The organism is Cellulosilyticum lentocellum DSM 5427, assembly GCF_000178835.2.
In the GTDB taxonomy this organism is placed as follows: domain Bacteria; phylum Bacillota; class Clostridia; order Lachnospirales; family Cellulosilyticaceae; genus Cellulosilyticum; species Cellulosilyticum lentocellum.
In genome coordinates this window covers 619,336-641,418 of sequence record NC_015275.1, presented here as the reverse complement: position 1 = coordinate 641,418, position 22,083 = coordinate 619,336, and the positions used below count along the sequence as shown (strand labels likewise).

Below are 22,083 nucleotides of genomic sequence, written 5' to 3'. Positions count from 1 at the left end.
GTAATAACCAATGGCATTAAAATGCTACTCACATTTTTAATACACTTTATATATCACTCACTCTATCCTTACTTTCATGCTTCAAAATAGAATAATAGAGTTTATCTTTGTAATGTCCCTCTATAAACAAGGAGTCCCGTAAGGTTCCTTCATATCTAAATCCACATTTTCTAATTACTCTTTCAGAAGCTTCATTTCCTTGTCGATGACAAATTTGCACCTTATGCAGATTAATCTTCTCGAAGCCGTAGTCAATAACAGCCTGAGTAGCTTCAGTTGCTAATCCTCTTTTTTGAAACTGCCTTCCTATACAGTACTCAATCTCAGCAAAATGATTTTGACTATTCACCATAAAAAAGGCTATTTGACCAATACATTCTTCGCTCTCTTTAAGAATAATCGCCCATCGATAAATATCCTGTTTTTCATAAGCTTCTATATATTTCTTTAGAAGTCCAGTAATCTCCCCCTTTGATTCATAAACAGGCTCTCCATACATACCTTGTACTTTCGGATCACTTACCCAATTCTTCCGCATTGCCTCACTGTCTTCATATGTAAATCTTCTTAATGTCAAACGTTCAGTATTTATTATCCCTGTACCACAATGTGTTAACATATATTCTTCCCTCTCTATACTTTATTTTTGATTTGTTAAATTCTTCTTATATTTTCGACTTATCATATTCCTACTTTTATAATTTGTACAACAAATCATATATAATATCAATTCATATTACCAATACCTATGCAGAATAGTATGGTAATTAAAAGCTATACAACAAAAAGCACCTTTTCGGGTGCCTTTCTTTTCTCATATGCTTATATTTTACTACAGGTACGCATTATCAAGAACTAAACATTACCCTGCGAAATATCCAGAACCGAAAATTTGAAAAATACTTTTATCTTCATTAATACTATGGATAAAAGTAGTATATCCATAACCTAAGAAAAATACATTACCATTGTATTCATCTACTAAAATAGTCTTAGGTCCACTAAATATCCAATACCTTGAGGTTTTACCTTGAACACTCATCTGATTAATGGAACCTTGAAGCTGACTTAATGTCTTCTTATACGTAGATACTTCTGCATAATACCCAGTTGATACAAACTGGTTATATTTTTCAGTTAATTGCTTTTTTGCAATAGCTTTTGCTTCTTCCTCTGTTAATACTTTTTCTGTAGTATTTTCATCTATGGTTATGATTGGATTTTTTAAGGCTTGCGAAATAGGTTCTATTCCTTCTACAGTATATGGTATATAACCTAAAGAAAACGAAAACATTTGTGCAATGAATCTAATTGGTACATACAATGTATCATTAAGTATAGTTACTGCCGTTCCACAATTAGTCTCTTGTCCATTTACCTTTGCTTTCCTTTCTCCAACAATAGCTCTAACAGATGTCTTCCCTTTTTCAATTATTATGTTACTATCTCCTTTTTGCCATTTTACTTGCATACCTAATTCTTCACTAATCATATTTAATGGAACTAAAGAATATCCATCTACTACTTTCACCGTAGCATTAGGTATAATTGTTCCATTTACTACTAAAAATATATGCTTTTCATCTCTATCTAGGGTCAATATCTCTCCATTAGAAAATATATACTCATCAGCAGTAGATAGCTTAAGTGTTCGCTTCACTACTGGATTTCCTTGCCTTGCTTCTGCAAATACTGACATACATAAGCTACTAAATAAAACTCCTATGCTAAGCATTTTTATAAACCGTTTCATAATTTCAGCCCCATTTCAAAAATTTTCTGTTATTTATATAAATAGCCTAGTATACTTTCTAATTAATGTCAATTTAAATCATAGGTTTGTATACATCTTTTAATATATTTCAACATTGCTTATATGGCACTAAATTTGTTAATTTAATTCTAAACGCAAAAAACACCCTCTCGGGTGCTCTCTTCTCACCTCTCAAATATAAGCACAAAGTTCGTGCTTATCATGTATTAGTGCAAATTACGCACTAATCAAGAAGAAATACTACAACCATTTAACCTGCTACCATAGGCATTAAGAATCTCTAAGCTTTGCTATAAGTAGTCATGCAACTACCCATAGTTTATACGGCATTAGCGTTTGTTCCCAAACGTTATCCCCTGCATAAGACAGGTTATCCACGTGTTACTCACCCATCGGGCACTAATCTCGGAGAGCAAGCTCTCTCAGTTAGTTCGACTTGCATATGCTAAGGATGAAGCTAGCGTTCATCCTTAGCCAAGATCAAACTCTCATATGAAATTTGATAATAAGCTTAGTTGTTTTGGCTCCAGCTTTATACTCGTTTACCTGTACATAATAACTTTAACCTAGGCATCGCGTTTTGAAGCTGTACTCATTTACTTCTTACAAAACTTAATGAATCGACTGGTTTTATGATTACTATTTTGTTTGCAAAGTTCATTATTTACATTACCCTCAGCAATAAGCATTTTGTTATCATGTGCACTTGACAATTGTCAACTATTTTAGAGCTATTTTTATGCATAAATTTCTTTAATTTAAAAATAAAACCATATTATTTCACTGGTTTTTGAATGAGCAATCCTTCACCCTTTACAAACTCAGTAGGTGCAATGCCTGTATACTTTTTAAACACCTGACAAAAATGCTTATACTCATTAAACCCCGTCATATCAGATATTTCATATACCTTATGTGTTCCTTCATTAAGCAGTTCTATAGCTTTTTGTAGTCTACACTTATGTAATATTTCTAAAAACGTCTGAGAAGTTTCTTCTTTAAGCTTTCGACTTAAATAGCTACTACTAACTCCTAGTTCTTCAGCTATGCCTTCTATGGTTAACTTATGATTATAATTTGTTTTGATGATACTTAAGGTTTTCTCCACATAAGGATTACTTGCCTCTTGGCGCTCGATATAAATTTCAAGATTACTCAGTTGTATCTCACTTTTATCTTTTGTCTTCTCCAACCAATTACTATAGGTACGTTGCTCGTATATTTCTCTTCGCATTTTTTCAACAATATTCTTTAATGCCTCTTCATCTACTGGCTTCAATAAGTATCCATATACTTTGAGGTTTATTGCCTTCTGGGCATATTCAAACTCCGAATAGCTGGTCAGAATAATACTCTTAAAGTCTCCTATGCTTTTAGCTGCCTCTAACATTTGAATCCCCGTCATTTTAGGCATAATGATATCTGTAAAAACAATATCTGGTCTAAGTTCTTGTATTTTTTCTAATCCCTCCTGCCCATTCCTAGCCTCACCCACAATGATGCACCCCATACTTGTCCAATCTAAAGTATGTATAAGGCCTTTCCTAATCATATCCTCATCTTCCACAATTAAAACCTTCAGCATCCCGCTCCCTCCTTTTATTGATTGGTAATATTATTTTTACAACCGTACCTTGGCCTACTTCACTTTTTATATCTATACCGTAAGCCTTACCATACATTAATTGTATGCGTCTGTGTACATTGTATATCCCAATATGACTGGATGGATTACTCTCCTTTTTGAGTAGCTCTTGTAACTCCTGCAACACTTCTAATTGCATTCCTACACCATCATCATAAATAACAATTACCAAATCATCCGCCAAAAAACTTATTTTCATCCTAACCATCAGTTTCTCCTTATCTCCAAAACCATATTTAATTGCATTTTCTATAATAGGTTGAAAAATAAGTTTTGGGATAATACAGTCTTCCGTTCCTCTTTCCATATAAACGGTGTAGTTAAACCTTTCATGGAAACGATATTTTTGAATCAGCAAATAGCTCTTCGTATATTCTAAGTCTTCAGCGATTGTTACATCTAAAATAGTGTTGTTAATGCTATACCTTAATATAGAAGATAAGCTAACAATCATTTTGTTTACAGCTTCTGGTTCCAGTTTTGTCATATATCGAATATGCTCAAGGGTATTAAATAAGAAATGAGGATTAAACTGAGATTCTAGTTGCTTAATTTCTGCAATGCTTGTTTGCCTAATTTTTTCTTCATTACTGGCAATAAGGTCCTTAATACTAGACAGCATCAAATTATATGATTCACCTATTATTTCAAATTCCTCATAGGACTTAATATGTAAAGTTACATCTAAATTACCTGCCTGTACTTCTTGAAATGCCTCTACCACTTTGTCAATAATTTTAGTTTTTTCTTTAGTGATTTTTTTTGCTACTTTTAACATCACAATACTTAAAAAAACTAAAATACCAGTAAAAAAGATGCCTGCCCAAATAAAAACATTATATAAGTTTCCGATAGCCGTAAATGTATAAATGTTTAATTCTCCTTGGATAATGCTACTTGTTTGTTTATAATATCTCTCTCCCTCTATGGTAATATAACTACTTTCTGTTTTAAATTCATCTTTTATCTTATCTAAAGAATTAGTAAACCCTGAACAACTAGCTAAAAACAGTTTATCATATTCATCCGTCACCATAATGTGGGTAATAGACGTCCCTGATGTTTTTACAAATTCATCTCCATATAATACAAAGATCAAATATCCCTTAATAATATGATCTTCTACAATTGCCTTTCCTATGAGAAGCTTTGTGCGGCTTAAATTATCTTTATAGATTTTATTACACTCTAAAATTGCCTGTCTAGGATAAGCGTTCATTCTTTTAGTAATCCCCCAAGATATCTGGCTATCTTTTGGGATAAACTCAGGTATTTCTCTGGTGCTCCCTGCTAGCATTTGAAAGTTTTTATCTAAAACATAAAAATCCACTTCTTCCTCTATACTATTAGTAATATGGTACAGTTCTTGATAAGCATCACTTTTATACTTGGGATTCTTAAGTTTTTGATAAAAGCTGGTATTCTCCGTAAGCTCAACTGCTTTACTTATAAAATCATTAACAACCCATTCTAATTTCTCTTGCATTCGCGTATTCTTATCTTCTGTCTGAGAAATGATGGTATGATGCCAAATCGCAAATACCACACCATAAGTAATTAAGGCAATAGCTGCAATAGGAATAAGGGCATAAACAACAAATATACGATAAATAGCTTCCTTAAAATATCGTGGTCTTTGTTGTTTCATGCCCTCACCTCATTTCTTTACATAAGTTTTCGACTCAAACAAACATTTTTTAATATTTTATTTTATTATACATTTTTCATCATAATATGTCATGTATTAAATATTAACATCTTTACTTCCTGATAACTTAAAGAAAATGAGAAGTGAAATAACAGTTGTTACAGTTAATATGGTTGATAAAGCTGCTGCTGTACCATAGCTTGCCCTAATAACCTCAGTATAAATTGCTACTGACATAGTTCTTGTGTTTCCTGTATAAAGAATAATGGATGAACTTAATTCATTAATAACTGTAATCCAACTTAGAAGTGCACCTGATAAAACACCAGGAAGCATCATGATTGCTGTGACTTTAAAGAAAGTACGAACTGGAGAATAACCTAAACTAATAGATGCTTCTTCCATACTTGGACTAATCTGATATAGAATAGCTGCACTAGAACGAAGTGTATATGGCAACCTTCTAATCACAAATGCTACAATCATGATAATGACTGTCCCACTTAATAATAATGGTTTTTTATTAAAGGCTAGTAATAAAGTAATACCTAGTACAGAGCCTGGAACTATGTAAGGGAACATGGTTACTGTATCAATAATACTAGTAAAGACATTCTTCCTACGTGTAGATAAATAGGCAATAAACATACCTAATAAGATGATAATAATAATAGCAATAATACCATAGATATAGCTATTAGCAATTGCTTTTCCAGCATTCTTTAAAACTGACCTGTAACTGTCTAAAGAAAAACCTGATGTAAACATAGATCCTTTTGTTTTTAGGAAAGATGTATAGATAACTGTAAGTTGAGGAATAATAGATAAGAATACTGCAAAATAAATAAATGCATGCATCAAGAAACCTTTTATCCCCTTAGCTTCTTTAGGCTGAATAGGACGTAATGAACTCATTGTAAAAGATTTTTTATTAACCACATATTTCTGAGCCATAAAAAGTAATGCTGTAATGAGTACCATGATGGATGCCATTGCTGCTGCAAAGTTTGCTTGACCGCCTACTTCACTAATAAACTCAGAATAAATAATAACTGGCATAACACTAAATCCTTCACCAATTAACATAGGTGTTCCAAAGTCTGCCAAGGCATTCATAAAGACTAGAAGCGCACCTGCTAAGACTGTTGGTAAAATAAGTGGAATGATAATAGTAATAACCTTTTTAACAGAGTTACATCCGAGGCTTTCAGCTGCTTCACTTAAGGAAACATCTATTTTCTTTAGTGCACCAGACACGTAAAGATAAATAAAAGGATATAGTTTTAAAGTGAATACTAATAAAATTCCTCCAAATCCATAAACTGATGGTAACTCTATACCAAATGTATTAAGAAAGAATTTAGTAATGACACCACTTCTACCACCTAATAAAATCCAAGAATAAGCACCAATAAATGGTGGTGAAAGCATAGAAATAATAACAAGTACTTCTATTAAGCCTTTGAATTTGATTTTATAGCAAGTCATAAAGTAAGCAATGGGTGCTCCAATTAATATTGCTAAAAATGTTACACTAACTGTTACCTTAAAACTATTAATCATAGACTGATAGTAATATTTTTTTTCAAAGAATCTAGCAAAATTACTTAAAGTAAAAGCACCAGTTTCTGCATCTTGAAAACCACTTATAAATAAAGAAAAGAGTGGATAGATTAAAAATAATGCAAAGATCGCCATAATAACTAATGTCATGGTGCTCCAAAAGTCCCATTTTATTTTAGCTTTATTCATATGCACTCACATCCTTAATCAGACTTTGACTGCCATCATCTGTAAAAATATTAATTTTAGACTTATTAGGTACTAATGTAATTGTATCACCTACTTCATAGGTCCTTTCTGCATGGCCTATATCTTGTGAGTATTCAATAGAAGGTTGACCTGGAACAATCATATCCTCATCAAATGTTAATTCATAATTTACATATTTCCCCAAGAAAGTCTTACTCTTAATAATTGCATTGATACCTTTATCACTAATAGAGAACTCTTCTGGACGCACTGCAATAATTACATTAGCTTTATCTCTTGTTACTTCAACCAGTGTATCCATTTGTATCTCATACCCATTTCTAAACTTTACGAAAGTACCTTCAGGAGTTGTTGTTAATATACCCTTAAATAAATTAGAATGTCCTATAAAGGTAGCTACGAAGATATTAGCTGGTCTTGTATATATTTTATAAGGTGCACCTACTTGTTGAATAATGCCTTCTTTCATAACTGCTATTCTATCAGAAACTGCTAAAGCTTCTTCTTGATCGTGGGTTACATAGACAGTGGTGATTCCTACCTCTTTTTGTACATCACGTATAGCCCCTCTCATTTCTACTCTTAGCTTTGCATCTAAGTTAGAAAGAGGTTCATCCATTAGTAAAACACTTGGATGAATAACTATAGCACGTGCCAATGCGACACGTTGTTGCTGCCCGCCTGAAAGTCTTTCTGGTAAGCGATCTTGATACTCTTCTATTTTTACTACTTTTAAAATATGATCTATTTTTTTCTTCATTTCCTCTTTGTTTAATTTTCTGAGTTTCAAACCATACTCTACATTTTGTCTTACTGTAAGATGTGGAAATATGGCATAGTTCTGAAATACCATACCAATATTTCTTTTATGTGCAGGAATATTATTAATAACTTGTTCTCCAAACTTAATTTCTCCGCCTTCTATACTATTAAAACCTGCTATCATACGAAGCAGCGTTGTCTTACCACAACCTGATGGACCTAATAATGTAAAAAATTCACCATTTTTAATTTCAACAGATAAATTTGGGATAACTGTCACTTCTCCATATTTTTTTACTACCTCTTGAGCACTAATTGAAACACTCATTGTATCCCCTCCTTGTTTATATTTAGTTGTAATAAAGCCCACACAGGATATCCCAATGTGGGCTTTATTTTAGTCATATATTTATAAATCTATTGAGCACTTGTAAAGATATCTTTAAATTTGTCTAACCACTCTTGCTTTTTCTCTACTACAAGTTCTTCATCATCATATATTAAATTGATATTTTCTATTTTTTCCAGTCCATTTGGTGCTGGTACATCTGTTCTTACAGAACGACGATTAAGTTTCTCAATAATAATAGTTTGTGCATCTTTACCTGTTACAAAGTCAATGAATTTCTTAGCATTTGCCATATTTTTAGCATCTTTGATAATGTATACACCATCTGGTTTAGAAATAACACCCTCTTTCATATAAACAAGTTTAACAGGTGCACCATCAGCTACATATTTTGCGCCACCTTCTTCAAAAGTAAGACCTACTGTATATTCCCCATCAGCTACACCTTTATACACTGCAGAAGATCCGCTTAATAGTTTACCATCTAAGTTTTCACATAGCTTTTCTACATAGCCCCATCCCTGTTCAGGATCACCATTTCCCATTGCATAAAGCATATTGATAAGATGTTCATAAGATGATGATGATTTAGATGGATCACAATGTGCAATCTTTCCTTTTAACTCAGGATTTAATAAATCTTCGTAACCTTCAATTTTAATGTCACCTATAAGATCTGTGTTTACCATAATAACACTAGGAATATTAGTAAAACGAGTTAATGGTCCTTCAACATTTTTCATATTGTCATAAACATATTCTTCATTTATAGATTGATAGTTTTCAAATAAGTCTTGTTGAGGTTTCATTGTAGAAAGTGAGCCCCCCCAGAAGATATCTCCTAAAGGATTGCCTTGCTCAGATTCAACTCTCTTAAGAAGTTCTCCTGTACCAGCAGCTACTACCTCCACAGAAACACCTGTTTGTGTTTCAAATTCGCTTACTAATGGTTCAATAAATTCAAGTGGATGTGGACAGTAAATAACTAAGTCTTTAGTTTCTGGATCTGTTGTTTCCTGTTGTGCCGCTTCTGATGTCGCTTCTGTTGTTGCTTTCTTTTCAGGTTCACTAGTGGCAGTTGATGTGCTAGTACTTCCACCGCAGCCTATCATCGAAACAGCCATCATAATACTTGTAGCTAATACTGCAAATTTCTTCATATTTCTTCCCCCTTAAAATTTTATTTACTACTGTTATTGATTAATTTCATTTTAATTTTTTTACTATTTTATCTCAATCCTAAAAAACCTTTTAAATATCCTTAAAACTGAACTCATTAACCTCATAAATTATAATATATAAAAAAGACACCTTTTCAGGTGTCTTTACTCATTCATAACAAAATTGCGCCAACAAAAATTGAATAGATTTCGCCAATCTCAACATAGGTTGTGTTTCTTATTTAGAAAATCACCCCAATATTCACTTTAACATTTCTCATAGTGATGAATTTATCACTTTATCAATAGGTAGCCATACCAATGGTATTGATATCCAAAGAATAGAATATATTGAAAGAAGTATTATCAAAGCAGTTGGTAGTGGTTTGTATAATATCACTTCATTTTAAAGAGACTACAAATTCAATGGGATGAGTGGGCTCCTACAATGACTTGCTTTTTATTTTCTTATTTTTAAAAGATGCAAATAAACTTTGTAAGATAATAAAGAAACATAGCAGGGCAGCAATAGCTATTTTGGTCCACCAAGAAGATAAGGTCCCTTGGAAGGTAATGAGGGACTCAATGGTTCCTTTAATAAGTACACCGAACAAACTACCCACTACATTTCCTACGCCTCCTGTTAATAATGTGCCTCCAATGACTGCTGATGCGATCGCATCCATTTCAAAGCCTCTTGCCTGTTCAACAAATCCCCCACAAGAGTTTAAGCAAAATGCAAAGCCTGCTAAAGCAGCTAAAAAACCATTTAAAACATATACCTTTAACTTGGTGCGTTTTACATTAAGTCCCATAAGAAGGGCTGACTGTTCATTCCCCCCTACTGCATAAATAGAACGTCCAAAAGCTGTGTATTTCATTACAAGGAATATAATAATCAAAACAACAAGAGCAATAATCACACTTGGATAAATATAGGGATACACTGTAACCCCTTTTTTATTGACAGTTCCTAAAATAGGTAAGTATAACTTTGCATTAGCTATGGCTAAAAAGTCAGTATTAGTAATACTAATCATATCTGAACTAATAATAGCCGTCATACCTCTAGCGAAGAACATTCCTGCTAGTGTCACAATAAAGGGTTGAATCTTTAAGTAGGCTACAAAAAAGCCTTGTACTAATCCAAACACACATCCTACCATTAAAACGATTACAATACTAACACCTGCACTAATCCCTCGCCTTTCCATCATCCATGCAAGCAGCATACATGTCATTCCAATTACAGAACCTATGGAAATATCAATACCACCTGTAATAAGGACCATGGTCATTCCTGCTGCCGCAATAAGAAGGCCTGCATTATTAACAAATAGGTTAAAGAATACTTGGGGTTTTCCAAAATTCTTCTCACCAAAAACGATTATTCCTGCTAAATAAAGCACCATAAAGAGTAAAATGGTGATTACTAATAAAAAGTTATTACCGTCTAATTTGCTTTTTAATTTATTAATCATGCTGCCACCTTCTCTCCTTCTGATGTTTTGTTTAGCTTAAGCTTTAAGGCTTTAAACATTTTCTTAAGTTCTGGTGACTGTAAGGCTACAATAATAATAACCACTACTGCTTTATAAACTGGTAATTGATCTGCTGTTACTTTCATTGCATAAAGAGAAGTAGTAAGTGCCTGTATGGTAATCGCCCCAATAATACTTCCTGCAATGGAGAATTTACCTCCACTTAAGCTATTTCCTCCTAGAGCAACTGCTAAAATCGCATCTAATTCAATATTTAAACCCGCATTATTAGCATCTATTGAATAGATACGAGAAGTAATAATAAGTCCTGCTATTCCTGCACAAAGACCACAAAATGCATAAGTAACAAACTGAATAAGTGTTGAGTTTAACCCCACTAACTTACCTGCTTTTGCATTAATGCCTACTGTTTGAATGTATAAGCCCAAGGCTGTCTTTTTTAAAATAAATATGGTAATTAAAACAACGGCTATCGCTATAAAGATAGGTGTAGGTAAAGGCACATGAGGTAAAAAAGCGCCTAAACGTTTAAAAGATGGTACTTTAACATATAAGATATTTCCTCCTGTAATAAGCTGTGCAATTCCTCTACCTGCTGTAAATAAAATAAGGGTCGCAACCATAGGTTGAATTTTCATTTTAGCAACTAAAAAACCATTCCACGCACCACAAGCTACACCTGCTAATACCCCTAAGCATAATCCCATGGCATAAGGCATATTATAAGCTTCTCCTGTTCCTAATGAGAATACACATACTGCACCAGCTAAGGCACTTACTGCACCTACAGAGATATCTGTTCCACCTGAGGAAGCAACTACTAAGGTCATTCCAACTGCTAAAATAATAAGTTCACTCGATCTATTAAGTACATCAATGAGATAACCATAAAATACACCATTATTAATCGTTATCTTAAAAAATGTAGGCGTCTTAATAAGATTAAAAAGGAGTACCACTGCTAAGCATACGAGTGGCCAAAATAATCTATGACTCATTAATTTCTTTAAAAACACTTGTACCTTACTCATGTTGATCACCTCCAGCAATAGCTTTCATTATGTTTTCTTGTGAAAGCTCATGTTCTTCTAATTCCCCCACTTTGCTACCATCTCTTAAGATTGCCATTCTCGTACATGTTCTAAGCATCTCTTCAACTTCAGATGAAATAAACATGACCGACATCCCTTCTTCTGCTAACTTCACTACTAGTTTCTGAATCTCTGTCTTCGTTCCTACATCAATTCCTCTAGTAGGTTCATCTAAAATCAAAAACTCCGGATGCGTTAATAGCCATCTTGCTACAATCACTTTTTGCTGATTGCCTCCACTAAGCTGTTTAATGGGTGTATCTTGACTAGCTGTTTTGATTTGGAGCATTTTAATATATTCATCTGCAAACTGTTCTTGCTCTTTTCGGCTAATAAGCTTAAGTAAACCTTTTTTAGCTTGAAGGGCAATAATAATATTTTCTCTTACTGATAAATCTGCAATAATACCTTCATCTTTTCTATTTTCAGGACAAAAAGCCATTCCTTTTTTCATAGCGTGAATAGGGGCTGTCATATGAATGTCTTTCTCTTTTACTTTTAATGTCCCTTCATCTGGCTTTTCTGCTGCATAGAGGGTACGGGCAAGTTCTGAACGTCCTGATCCCAATAAACCAGATAAACCTATGACTTCGCCTTTACAAATCTTTAGATCAAAAGGTTTAATTTTACCATGACACCCTAATGTTTTAGCTTCTATAAGGATTTCTTGATGCATCTTCTGTACATTTTCTTCACTAGGCTTTTTAATAGTTGCTAAATCGTCAAAGTCTTTGCCCATCATTTTAGCTACTAGTTGAACACGTGGGAGTTCTTCTACTTTATACTCACCCACTAAGGTGCCATTTCTAAGAACAGTAATGCGGTCACACACCTCATAAACTTGCTCTAGGAAATGGGTTACAAAGATAATACCAATTCCTCTTTCCTTGAGCTGATTCATTACTTTAAAAAGTTTTTTTACTTCTTGTTCATCTAAACTTGCTGTTGGTTCATCTAAAATAAGTACTTTTGCTGAAATATCTACAGCTCTTGCAATAGCTACCATCTGTTGGATAGCTACAGAATAATTTTCTAGTGCTTTTGTGACATCGATTTCAATATTAAGGGCCTTTAACATTTCTTTTGCCCTATTATTCATAGTTTTCCAATTTATATGTCCATGTTTTCTTGGCGCCCTACCTATAAATATATTTTCTGCTACAGTAAGATTGGGACAAAGATTAACCTCTTGATAAACTGTACTAATACCATTACCTTGTGCTTCTTGAGGTGACTTGTTAATAATAGCACCTTGCTTATCTGCCATATGTATTTCACCAGTCTCAAACTCTTCAACACCTGTTAATACTTTAATTAAAGTAGATTTTCCTGCACCATTTTCACCCATTAGAGCATGTATCTCACCCTCTCTAAGTGTAAAATCCACATTCTCAAGTGCTTTTACACCGGGAAAATTTTTGTTTATATTTTTCATGGTAAGTACTTCTTTATTTTCTTTTATATTCATCATTTTCACCCCTCTATTAGAGAAGGTGTGAACTTCAAAACCTGCTGGATGGTTCCGTGGTTCACACCTTATATGTTCTGACTCTATTTCAAATCTCTGATATTAAAACTACATATTCTTAATATTGGCGTTTTGGCATAGTTTCTGCTGCTGTTTCCGCAGGATATACGCCTTCTTCTACATATTGGATTTTCTCTACATCTTTACCTTCCATAATTGCTTTTGCTAATTCTGCAACACGTGGACCATGAAGTGGATTACATTCTACTGATACGTTCATATCACCAGCAATCATAGATTCAAAAGCAGCTTTAACTGCATCAAAAGATACAATAATGACATCTTCACCTGGATCTTTACCTACTGCTTTAAGCGCATCGATAGCACCAAAAGCCATGTTATCATTTTGTGCAATGAGGATGTCGATATCTTCTCCTGATTTAAGGAAGGATTCCATAACTTCTTGACCTTTAGCTTGTGTAAACTCACCTGTTTGTTCAAGGACAATTTTGTAGTTGCTATATTTACCTAACTCATCTCTTACACCTTTTGTACGACCAATTTCAGCTGAAGAACCGATAGTTCCTTGAAGTACAGCTACATTAAGATCTTCACTACCTCTTCCAAGTCCGTTCATATACTCAGTAAGCCATTTAACAGCATCTACACCTTCTTTATAGAAGTCAGATCCTACCCAACAAGTAAACAGTGAATCATCTGTTACATCTATCATACGGTCTACAATAATAACGGGGATCCCTGCATCCTTTGCTTCTCCTAATACCGTCTCCCAACCTGTTTCTGTAACAGGCGCAATAACAATAACATCTACTTCTTGAGAAATAAAGTCACGTACTGCTTTAATTTGATTTTCTTGTTTTTGCTGTGCATCTGCAAAAATAAGTTTAAAGCCATTCGCTTCTGATAATGTCTCTTTCATAGAGTTAGTATTGGCTACACGCCAGTCTGACTCTGCTCCTACTTGTGAAAAACCAATGGTGATTAAATCTCCAGATTGACTTGTCTCTTCTTTAGTTTGTGATGCTCCTGCTGATTCTTTAGGTGCACTTGTTCCCGTACTACAGCCCATCAACATTGTGCTGAACATTACTGCCCCCAATAAAATGGTAAATATCTTTTTCATTTTTTACCCCCTTAGTGATTTTTTATAACTGAGTAACTATTGTTTATACTGTTATTATAAAAAACGATTACTTATATGAATACAGACTATATTTTTAATAACTTTGAATTATTTATGGGATTATTTCATCATTCTAGGTATGGTGTAAAAAAGTTTGTTTTTTTATGATAAAAATTATATTATTTTAGATAACATTTAGTTCATCTTCTCTTAAGTGCTTTTCTAAAAGATTCATAGGAAGATGTACTGTAACTGTTGTCCCTACATTGTACTCACTTTCAATTCTAATGCCGTATTCTTTTCCATAGTTGAGGCGTATTCTTTCATTAACGTTAACTAATCCAAAGCCTGCATCTACTGCTACGGGGCCTTCTTTATTGATACTTCTTTTAATTTGATCCAATGTTTCTTCTGTCATTCCAATGCCGTTATCTTTCACTTTTAACAAGATGGATTGATTGTTATATTGTCCTTCTACAATAATCTTTCCTTTTTCTCTTTTTTGCTTAATCCCATGATAAATCGCATTTTCTACAAGTGGTTGTAAAGTAAGCTTTAACACTGGAAATTCACTTAGTTCCTGTGGAATATTAATTTCATATTCTAAAATATCCGCATATCGAAATTGTTGGATTTGTAGATAACTTTTAATATGACTTTCTTCTTCTTTTAAGGTAATATAATCTTTCCCTTTGCTTAAGCTCACTCTGAAAAACTGAGATAATGCTGAAACTAGCTCTACTACTTCTTCACTTTGACCATCTTCTGCCATCCAAGTAATTGTATCTAATGTATTATAGAGAAAATGTGGATTAATTTGAGCTTGTAGTAATTTAAGTTCTGCTATCCTCAAAGTGTTTTGCTTCATTTTAATATTATCTACTAACTTATTAATTTTAATAAGCATCTTATTAAAACTACTTTCTAAGATAGCAATTTCATCTCCTCCTCCTCTAATTTTCTGCATAGTAAAGTTTCCTTTTCCTACTTGCTTTGTAATTTCACATAAATGCATAATAGGCTTTGAAATACTATCAGAAATGATAAAAACTAATAGCCACGTGATCCCTAGGACTACTGCTAAAATGAAGAAGATTACTTTAAGTGTCATTTTAATATCTGCCTCAACAGCTTGTCTTACTTTCTCAAGTTCTAACGCTTCATAATACATGTATTCCCTAATTTCTTCTGTAATTAGCTTTGTTATAACATAAATATCGTTATCCAAAATAGACATATTTTCATCGTAGTGTCCAGTTTCTTTACAATTATCAATTAGTTTACCAATACTTTTTTTAAGGATGCTTAGATTACGCTGTGCCATTCGCACCTGTTTTTTATTACTTGCTAAAGCAGTACCATTTTTCAGTTGCTCTAAGTATTCATCCATTTCTTTTAAAATTTCCTGAATATTGGAGTCTTCGTATTTATCAGACCCAATAGCAATACGATACATCGTATAATCAATTTGTTCCTTAAATCTCATATCAAATTCACTAGCAATCATTACATCATTTACAATAGGGGTATATTTGTCCGTATAGGTACTTAGTTTAACAATAAGAAAAATCACCATACATATCATTGGTACCAACATAAAAAACATAAATAACTTTAACTTAGTTCGTAAAGATATACTTGTAAACTTCCATTTCATTTATAGACCCCCTTATTGTACCTTTAACTCTTCTTATTTGCTTTGCGATACTCTTTAGGTGTACATTGTTGCGTTTTTTTAAACAAATAGCTAAAATAATGAGGATCCTTATATCCTATGGCATAGCCTATTTCCAGTGTTCTCATATTAGAGCACCTCAATAACTCCTTTGCCTTCTCCATTCTGATTTCAGTTAAGTAGGAAATAAAAGTTTGTCCTGTTTCTTGGCTAAAGATTGTACTAAAATGACTTGGACTCACATTCACATATTCTGCAACTGAATTAAGTGAAATAGTCTCTCTATTATAGTTTTCACGAATATATTCTTTAGCTTCATCTAAAAGCAAATTATACTTTTTCGTAGATACTCTATCTCTAAATTGTAGGGACTGATTTAAAATATTTTCTAAAGTCTTCCTAGTGCCTTCTTTCGTTTGAATGGCCATTGTTATTTCTTTAAAATCACCACATACTTCCACTATATATTCTTCACTATAACCAAGCTGCTTAATAAAGGTAATAACACTAAAATAAATACTCATCATGATATACTGCCTAAACATAAAGGAGTCGGTTCCCAGCCCCATATCTTTAAGGTAATTCTCACTAAAATAAGAAACCTCACTTCTTAATCCATTTCTTAAGAAACTTTCTATAGGCTTCTTATCAAATTTAGTTATATCTATATTTTTTATGCTAATGGTCTCATCCTCTCTCATGGCACCATACAGATCTAAATCTCCATAATAGATCACTTTTTTATTCGGCATAATATAGCTACAAGCTACTGCTTTACTAGCTGTTTCAAAACTTCTAGTAAGTTCACTTAACCTATTAACTTCTTCTCCAATGCCGATACAATAAGATAAGCTTTTTTCTTTACTTAGAATTCCTTCTAGGATAGTAATACACTTTTTTTCTAAAAGCTTTAGACCACTACTTCCTCCTTTTATAAGAATAACCCAACCCTCTTCCTCTCTATCAAATAATATGTATTCCTGTAATCCCTGTAATTTATTTTCTAATGTTCTACTTATATCTAAATTACTTTCCCAGTAATTATTTAATGCCTTATCTTTAATAAAAGTTTTTATTAACAATATATTATACTGAGGTGCATTAAGCTCTATTGAAAACTCTTTTCCCTTTTTAATCAATTCAGATACTGGAAGCTTTAAGTTTATTAAATCATTCAAAAATAACTTTTTTTGTTGTTTCTCATTTTCATAAGTATCTAACTTATATTTATCATAAAACTTTTGTTGTTCTCTTTGCTTATCAATAATAGTTGCTACATGCTTTAATGATTCTAGGAGCTTTTTCCCTGATATCGGCTTAAGTAAATAGTCGATAACGCCTATACTAATAGCTTCTTTAGCATATTCAAATTCATCATAACCACTAAGTATAATAATCTTAACTTGAGGCATCGTTTCTATAATAAGCTTACTTAATTCTAATCCATCCATAAAAGGCATTTTAATATCTGTAATAATAATATCTGGTTGTGTCTCTTGAATCATTGGATAAGCCATTTCTCCATCTCCGGCTTCTCCTACTAAAAGAAATCCATGATCTTCCCAATCGATATTCTTTTTCATTCGTTCTCTTACTGCAAATTCATCCTCTACTAAAAATACCTTAATCATAAGCCCTCCTATTGTTACCTTATAGACTTTTACGATTACCTTGTAGATAAAGTATTTTTCTTGCTAACTCATACATTAATCTACTTCTGATATACCCATTATCTTCATAGCAATATAGCTCATACTCCTAACTGGTTATCTAGTTGAATACATTGTCTATGTTTTCATTCTAAATCTATGCATATTGTCTTTTTTATTCGTTATCTCCTTGTCAAAACATATAAAAATGCTTAATTTTCAGATTAAATAAATACTATTATGTAATTTATTTATAATATTCTATATTTTTATTATACCATATCTATATTTAGTTTACTCCACTACATATGTAACTACTTGTTTTATCTATTCTTTATACTCTTGCATTTTATATTACTTATGTTTTATATTTACTCCACCTTTACTCAACTTATCTATTGTTCTTCTAGCAAAAGACTATTATGTATTAACACTTACATCATGTATCTTAATAGGCCTAATCGTAGTTTCTAACCTAATAAAAGCTGTAAAACTAGCCTCCTAGTCTTACAGCTTTTTATTAGCCTTGCCCATAATATGCATGCTCACCATGTTTTCTTAAATAATGTTTATCTAAAAGTGTCTTTTGCATAGTTCCTGTACTTGTTTGCATCAAAAGGCTAGTATTAAAGGCCATCTTACATACCTCTTCAAGAACAACTGCATGGTAGACAGCATCTGCTGCATCCTTGCCCCAAGTAAAAGGGCCATGTTCTTTTACAAGTACTGCTGGTATGCACATAGGTGGAATATCTTTGAAGGTTTCTGCAATTACTTTACCTGTTTCTTTTTCATAGGCTCCCTGAATTTCTTCTTCTCTCAGTGCACGTGTACAAGGTATAGTGCCATAAAAATAATCAGCATGTGTTGTCCCTAAAGCATGCACTTCTCGGCCTGCTTGTGCAAAGCTTGTTGCCATCTGAGAATGGGTATGTACAATGCCACCTATATCTTTAAAAGCATTATAAAGATATACATGAGTAGGCGTATCAGAAGAAGGTTTATATTTTCCTTCTACTACATTTCCTTGAAGGTCAACAACTACCATATCTGATGCTGTCATCCTTTCATACTCTACACCACTTGGCTTAATGACAATAAGACCAGCTTCTCTATCAATGCCACTCGCATTTCCCCAAGTATAAACAACGAGATTTTTCTTTACTAGTTCCATATTAGCTTCAAAGACCTGTGTTTTTAATGCTTCTAACACATCATTTCCTCCTTATTTCAGTGCTTCTATTGCTGCTTTTTCAATGGCCAGACCTTCTAAATAACGTTTAATAAATACTTCAAATCCGGCTACATCTGTAGGATTGGGCTCTATTCTTGTACTTTGCTCCTTGCAGAAAATTTTATCTTTTAAATAACTCTCCAAGGTTTCATCCTGGCTTCTATTTTTCATATAAGCTGCTAGGATAGCAATCCCCCAAGCTCCGCCTTCACTTGCTATTTCCATAACAGAAATAGGTACATTAATAGCAGCTGCAAGTATTCGCTGACCTACTCCTTTGGTTTTAAATAGGCCACCATGACCTAAAATCTCATCCACCTGTACATTTTCTTGCTTCATCAAAATATCTAGCCCTACTTTAAGTGCTCCTAATGCGGTAAACAAGTGTACCCTCATAAAATTAGCTAGATCAAACCTACTATTAGGTGTCCTTACAAAAATAGGTCTTCCCTCTGCTAACTGTGTAATATGCTCACCTGAAAAATAATTATATGCTAATAATCCTCCACAATCTGCATCGCCTTCTAGTGCTTTATTATATAGAACAGTAAACAGCTTATTTTTGTCTACATTAATCCCTAAATTGTCAGTTAACTCCTTAAATAAATCAACCCATGCATTTAAATCTGTGGTGCAATTGTTGCAATGTACCATGGCTACAGGATGCCCTGTAGGTGTAGTGACTAGGTCAATTTCTTCATAAGCTTTAGAGAGCTGTTTTTCCAAAACTAACATAGCAAAAACAGAAGTCCCTGCAGATACATTGCCTGTTCTTATTCCAATACTATTAGTTGCTACCATACCTGTTCCTGCATCACCTTCTGGTGGACATAGTAAGCTACCTGCTTTTAAATCTCCTGTTACATCTAGAAGTTTGGCTCCTTCTTCAGTTAATACCCCAGCTTCTTCACCTGCTACTAGTACCTTAGGTAGAATATCTTCTATTTTCCATTTTAGATTTTTAGAAATCACTTTTTCATTAAACTGCTGAATCATATGTAAGTCATAGTCTTTAGTAGTTGAATCAATAGGGAAAACTCCTGATGCTTCACCTATTCCAAGTACATTCTTCCCCGTTAACTTCCAATGAATGTAGCCTGCTAAGGTAGTCATATATGTAATATCTTTCACATGTTCTTCATCATTTAGTAATGCTTCATAAAGATGAGCAATACTCCATCTTTGAGGAATATGAAAGTTAAACAACTCTGAAAGCTCTTTTGATGCTCTTTGTGTAATGGTATTTCTCCATGTTCTAAAAGGAACTAGCAATTCACCTTGATTATCAAACACCATATATCCGTGCATCATTCCGCTTATGCCAATGCTCCCTATGGTTTCAATACTCACCTTATGCTTTTCTTTGATATCTGCTAAAAGTGCACTGTAACTTCCCTGCACACCTTTCCAAATCTCTTCTAAGCTATAGGTCCATATATTGTTTTCTAATTTGTTTTCCCACTCATAACATCCTGAAGCAATAGGCTTATGTTCTTCACTTATTAAAATGGCTTTAATACGGGTTGAACCTAGTTCAATACCTAAGCTTGTTTTCCCTTGTACAATAGCTTCCCTTGCTTGTATCATGCCCCTCCTCCTTACTACTTTCATTTATTTAAACTTCTATACTCTTCTATTTTAATTTCCAAAGTATTTCACTTAATTGAAGTTCCTTTTTAAACTGAGTCATATGAATATCTTTATTGATATGTACATACTCAATATCCATCATTTCTGCCCAATCAATTAGATCTTCTGCCGTTAACTCATAAGAAAATATAGTATGATGTGCACCACCTGCATAAATCCAAGCTTCTGTACCTTCTGTCATAGAAGGTTGTGGAATCCAATAGGCTCTTGCTACTGGTAATTGAGGTAATTGATGAGGTAATTCAATGGCATCTACATCAGCAATAATAAGACGCATTCTACCACCCATATCTATAAGAGAAACACATATTGCTTTGCCAGGTTTACTATCAAATACAAGTCTAGCAGGTGCTTCTTTTCCTCCTATACCTAATGGATGTACTTCTATTCGAGGTTTAGATGCTGCTATAGCAGGAGATACTTCTAGCATATGTGCGCCTAAAATTCCTTCTTGGCCTGGTACAAGATTATATGTATAATCTTCCATAAGAGAAGTTCCTTTATTATCCGCCATGATATTCATTACCTTTGTCATTGCTGCTACTTTCCAGTCCCCCTCTGGACCAAAACCATATCCATCTGCCATTAGATTTTGAATCGCAAGGCCTGGAAGCTGTTTTAAACCATGAAGGTCTTGGAAAGTATCTACTACTGCATTATATCCCCCTTCTTCTAACATGGCTCTTAAAGCAACTTCAATTTTAGCCTGATACCTTACTGCCCCATACTTAGCTTCATCTGCTAGCACATCATCTGCAAATTCATATCTTTCTTTATAACTAGCCATTACTTCATCAATTGCTGCATCCGTCACCTGAGCCATACGTTCCACAAGGTCACCTACAGCATAATAGTCCACTGACCAATCAAACTTAATTTCTGCTTCTACCTTATCACCTTCTGTTACAGCTACATCTCTCATATTATCACCAAGTCGCATTACCTTGATTTCATCTCCTAAATAAGCTGCTCTTGCTACTTTTAGCCATCTTGCCATACGTTTGATAACCGTTTCATTTTTATAATGGCCAGCAATCACTTTTCTAGCTATTCCCATGCGTGTAAAGATAAAGCCATGCTCTCTATCTCCATGAGCTGATTGATTCGTATTCATAAAATCCATGTCCATAGTATCCCATGGAATTTCTTCATTAAACTGTGTATGTAGGTGCAAAATAGGTTTTTTAAATTGCTTAAGTCCATTAATCCACATTTTAGAAGGTGAAAAAGTATGCATCCAAGTAATCACACCTGCACAATTTTCATCTCCGCTTGCATCTTTAAATAAGTTTGTAATCTCACCTTGTGTCTTGACTACAGGTTTCCAAACTATTTCAAATGGAATTTCTTCTCTTTGATTGAAATAATTCACCATTTCCTCTGAATGCTTAGCCACTTCTTTGAGTGTTTCTTCACCGTAAAGGTGTTGACTTCCTGTTACAAACCAAAATACACATTGCTTCATTTTGCTACCTCCTATTTTATAATTTATAATAAACAATAATATTCAGTTATTTACTAGTATTATATATTTTGTTTACTCAACTTACAATAGTGTT

At 33.4% G+C, this 22,083-nt stretch carries 16 protein-coding genes; all 16 read right to left on the bottom strand.

Features of this window, described 5'->3' with window-relative positions:
* Positions 1-46: 46 nt before the first annotated feature.
* On the bottom strand, positions 47-619 hold the full coding sequence (locus CLOLE_RS02825) for a GNAT family N-acetyltransferase (protein ID WP_013655556.1): 573 nt from the start codon (positions 617-619) through the stop codon (positions 47-49).
* 243 nt (positions 620-862) lie between these two features.
* Complete coding sequence (locus CLOLE_RS02820) at positions 863-1,753, bottom strand: stalk domain-containing protein (RefSeq protein ID WP_013655555.1); 891 nt, start codon at positions 1,751-1,753, stop codon at positions 863-865.
* A 796-nt stretch (positions 1,754-2,549) separates the two neighbouring features.
* A complete protein-coding gene (locus tag CLOLE_RS02815; RefSeq protein WP_013655554.1) occupies positions 2,550-3,359 on the bottom strand; it encodes a response regulator transcription factor in 810 nt (269 codons plus the stop codon).
* Complete coding sequence (locus CLOLE_RS02810) at positions 3,331-5,067, bottom strand: sensor histidine kinase (protein WP_013655553.1); 1,737 nt, start codon at positions 5,065-5,067, stop codon at positions 3,331-3,333. Before CLOLE_RS02810 ends, CLOLE_RS02815 begins: the two co-directional genes overlap by 29 nt.
* Before the next feature lie 96 nt (positions 5,068-5,163).
* Complete coding sequence (locus CLOLE_RS02805) at positions 5,164-6,819, bottom strand: ABC transporter permease (protein ID WP_013655552.1); 1,656 nt, start codon at positions 6,817-6,819, stop codon at positions 5,164-5,166.
* Complete coding sequence (locus CLOLE_RS02800) at positions 6,812-7,930, bottom strand: ABC transporter ATP-binding protein (RefSeq protein WP_013655551.1); 1,119 nt, start codon at positions 7,928-7,930, stop codon at positions 6,812-6,814. Before CLOLE_RS02800 ends, CLOLE_RS02805 begins: the two co-directional genes overlap by 8 nt.
* An 89-nt stretch (positions 7,931-8,019) precedes the next feature.
* On the bottom strand, positions 8,020-9,111 hold the full coding sequence (locus tag CLOLE_RS02795) for an ABC transporter substrate-binding protein (protein WP_013655550.1): 1,092 nt from the start codon (positions 9,109-9,111) through the stop codon (positions 8,020-8,022).
* Between the two features lie 443 nt (positions 9,112-9,554).
* Complete coding sequence (locus CLOLE_RS02790) at positions 9,555-10,592, bottom strand: ABC transporter permease subunit (RefSeq protein WP_013655549.1); 1,038 nt, start codon at positions 10,590-10,592, stop codon at positions 9,555-9,557.
* The gene (locus CLOLE_RS02785) at positions 10,589-11,644 is read right to left on the bottom strand and encodes an ABC transporter permease (protein ID WP_013655548.1); all 1,056 of its coding nucleotides are present in this window, start codon (positions 11,642-11,644) and stop codon (positions 10,589-10,591) included. Before CLOLE_RS02785 ends, CLOLE_RS02790 begins: the two co-directional genes overlap by 4 nt.
* Positions 11,637-13,172, bottom strand: coding sequence for a sugar ABC transporter ATP-binding protein (locus CLOLE_RS02780; RefSeq protein WP_013655547.1), 1,536 nt, complete (start codon positions 13,170-13,172; stop codon positions 11,637-11,639). The genes CLOLE_RS02785 and CLOLE_RS02780 overlap by 8 nt, the downstream gene beginning before the upstream one ends.
* A gap of 118 nt (positions 13,173-13,290) precedes the next feature.
* A complete protein-coding gene (locus CLOLE_RS02775; RefSeq protein WP_013655546.1) occupies positions 13,291-14,316 on the bottom strand; it encodes an ABC transporter substrate-binding protein in 1,026 nt (341 codons plus the stop codon).
* Between the two features lie 184 nt (positions 14,317-14,500).
* Complete coding sequence (locus tag CLOLE_RS02770) at positions 14,501-15,973, bottom strand: sensor histidine kinase (RefSeq protein WP_013655545.1); 1,473 nt, start codon at positions 15,971-15,973, stop codon at positions 14,501-14,503.
* Between the two features lie 23 nt (positions 15,974-15,996).
* Positions 15,997-17,622 carry a response regulator gene (locus CLOLE_RS02765; protein ID WP_013655544.1) on the bottom strand — a complete coding sequence of 542 codons (1,626 nt, stop codon included), beginning with the start codon at positions 17,620-17,622 and terminating at the stop codon, positions 15,997-15,999.
* A 538-nt stretch (positions 17,623-18,160) separates the two neighbouring features.
* Positions 18,161-18,853, bottom strand: coding sequence for an L-ribulose-5-phosphate 4-epimerase (locus CLOLE_RS02760; protein WP_013655543.1), 693 nt, complete (start codon positions 18,851-18,853; stop codon positions 18,161-18,163).
* A 12-nt stretch (positions 18,854-18,865) separates the two neighbouring features.
* Entirely contained in the window at positions 18,866-20,461 is a 1,596-nt protein-coding gene (locus CLOLE_RS02755; protein ID WP_013655542.1) for a xylulokinase, read from the bottom strand.
* Positions 20,462-20,507: 46 nt separating this feature from the next.
* Positions 20,508-21,989: an L-arabinose isomerase gene (gene araA, locus CLOLE_RS02750; protein WP_013655541.1), complete on the bottom strand. Its 1,482-nt coding sequence runs from the start codon at positions 21,987-21,989 to the stop codon at positions 20,508-20,510.
* Positions 21,990-22,083: the final 94 nt, after the last annotated feature.